The 2,354-nt window shown below is 66.9% G+C and carries 3 protein-coding genes; 1 reads left to right on the top strand and 2 read right to left on the bottom strand.

Annotated features, from left to right (window positions below; genetic code table 11):
- Nucleotides 1-158 (bottom strand): DUF520 family protein (locus JMF90_RS33725; RefSeq protein WP_201326048.1); only part of this gene is annotated, 158 nt, incomplete at its 3' end.
- A 136-nt stretch (nucleotides 159-294) separates the two neighbouring features.
- Here JMF90_RS33725 and murB point away from each other — a divergent pair.
- The gene (gene murB / locus JMF90_RS33720; RefSeq protein WP_011546048.1) at nucleotides 295-1,344 is read left to right on the top strand and encodes a UDP-N-acetylmuramate dehydrogenase; all 1,050 of its coding nucleotides are present in this window, start codon (nucleotides 295-297) and stop codon (nucleotides 1,342-1,344) included.
- Between the two features lie 87 nt (nucleotides 1,345-1,431).
- Here murB and argF read toward each other — a convergent pair.
- Nucleotides 1,432-2,354: ornithine carbamoyltransferase (gene argF / locus JMF90_RS33715; protein WP_201326047.1), on the bottom strand; the 923-nt coding region annotated here is incomplete at its 5' end.

Genomic DNA, 2,354 nt, shown 5'->3' with positions numbered 1-2,354 from the left:
TCGTCGTCGGCGAACAGCGTCAGCTCGCGTTCCTTCTGCTCGACGCGTGCGTCGGAGCCCTTGAAGTCGAAGCGCGTCGAAATTTCCTTGTTCGACTGCTCGATGGCGTTCTTCACTTCGATCATGTTCGCTTCGGAAACGACGTCGAACGATGGCATGGCATTCTCCCTAGAGATGCGGGCACCCGGCTCACGCACGGGCACTCGCTATAATTGCGGACTGTTTGCCATTTTACCGATGCCCCTCCGTTTGCCCAAGGCCGGCCATGCGCCGCCCGGGCCGACGTGACCGCGAATGCCGATGCCCCCTGACGATTCCGCCCTGTCGCTGCTTCCCGACCATCCGCTCGCCGCGCACAACACGTTCGGCATCGCCGCGCGTGCGCGCTTCGCCGCGCGCATCACGCAGGCGGCGCAGTTCGAGGCGCTGCATCGCGACCCGCGGGTCGCGAACCTGCCGCAGCTCGTGCTCGGCGGCGGCAGCAACATCGTGTTCACGCGCGATTTCGACGGCGTCGTGCTGCTCGACGAGATCGCGGGCCGCCGCGTCGTGCGCGAGGACGACGACGCGTGGTACGTCGAGGCCGGCGGCGGCGAGAACTGGCACGCGTTCGTCGCGTGGACGCTCGAGCACGGGATGCCGGGCCTCGAGAATCTCGCGCTGATCCCGGGCACCGTCGGCGCCGCGCCGATCCAGAACATCGGCGCGTACGGCCTCGAGATGAAGGCGTATTTCGATTCGCTGGTCGCGGTGGAGCTGGCGACGGGGCGCCGCGAGCGCTTCGACGCCGCGCGCTGCGCGTTCGGTTACCGCGACAGTTTCTTCAAGCGGGAAGGGCGCGGCCGGTTCGCGATCGTCGCGGTGACGTTCCGGCTGCCGAAGCAATGGACGCCGCGGCTCGGCTATGCGGACGTCACGCGCGAGCTCGACGCGCGCGGCATCACGCCCGAGGCGGCAACGCCGCGCGACGTGTTCGATGCGGTCGTCGCGATCCGCCGCGCGAAGCTGCCCGATCCGCTGGTGCTCGGCAACGCGGGCAGTTTCTTCAAGAATCCGGTGATCGACGCCGCGCAATTCGATGCGCTGCGCGCTCGCGCGCCGGATGTCGTGTCGTATCCGCAGCCGGACGGGCAGGTGAAGCTCGCGGCCGGCTGGCTGATCGACCGCTGCGGCTGGAAGGGGCGCGCGCTCGGCGCGGCGGCCGTGCACGACCGCCAGGCGCTCGTGCTCGTCAATCGCGGCGGCGCGACCGGCGCCGACGTGCTGGCGCTGGCGCGGGCCATCCAGGCCGACGTGCGCGCGCAGTTCGGCGTCGAGCTGGAGGCGGAACCGGTCTGCCTGTAACGTAGCGCGCGCCGGTTTTGGCGCGCCCAAACGAAAGCGCCGATCGTCGACCGGCGCTTTTTTTACGCGTGTGCGTTGAGCGGCGCGTCAGTGCTTGAGGCGGCCGAGCAGCAGGAATTCCATCAGCGCCTTCTGCACGTGCAGGCGGTTTTCCGCTTCGTCCCACACGACACTCTGCGGGCCGTCGATCACGCCGGCCGTCACTTCCTCGCCGCGGTGCGCGGGCAGGCAGTGCATGAAGAGGGCATCCGGATTCGCATGGCCCATCATTTCCTCGTCGACGCACCAGTCGGCGAATGCCTGCTTGCGCGCCTCGTTCTCGGCCTCGAAACCCATGCTCGTCCACACGTCGGTCGTCACGAGATCGGCGCCCTTGCACGCTTCGTTCGGATCGTCGAACACCTCGTAGAACGGCGCGCTGTCGGGCGACACGAGCTTCATGTCGAGCGCATAGCCGGGCGGCGTCGACAGGCGCAGCTTGAAGCCGAGGATCTGCGCGGCCTCGATCCACGTGTAGAGCATGTTGTTCGCGTCGCCGACCCACGCGACGGTCTTGCCGGCGATCGGGCCGCGGTGCTCGTAGTACGTGAAGATGTCGGCGAGCACCTGGCACGGATGGTATTCGTTCGTCAACCCGTTGATCACCGGCACGCGGGAATTCTGTGCGAAGCGCGTGATCACGTCCTGCTCGAACGTGCGGATCATGATGATGTCGACCATTCGCGAGATGACCTGCGCGGAATCCTCGACGGGCTCGCCGCGGCCGAGCTGCGTGTCGCGCGTGCTCATGAACACGGCGTGGCCGCCGAGCTGGAAGATCCCGGCCTCGAACGACAGGCGCGTACGCGTCGAGCTCTTCTCGAAGATCATCGCGAGCGTGCGGTCGTGCAGCGGGTGATAGGTTTCGTAGTTCTTGAACTTGCGCTTCAGGATACCCGTGCGTTCGAGCACGTACTCGTAGTCTTCCAGCGAGAAATCCTTGAACTGCAGGTAGTGACGAATGGTTTTGG

Source organism: Burkholderia sp. E168m23 (assembly GCF_016586125.1).
GTDB lineage: Bacteria > Pseudomonadota > Gammaproteobacteria > Burkholderiales > Burkholderiaceae > Burkholderia > Burkholderia orbicola.
The sequence above is the reverse complement of the archived record's forward strand: the minus strand, read 5'-3'. Positions and strand labels throughout refer to the sequence as shown.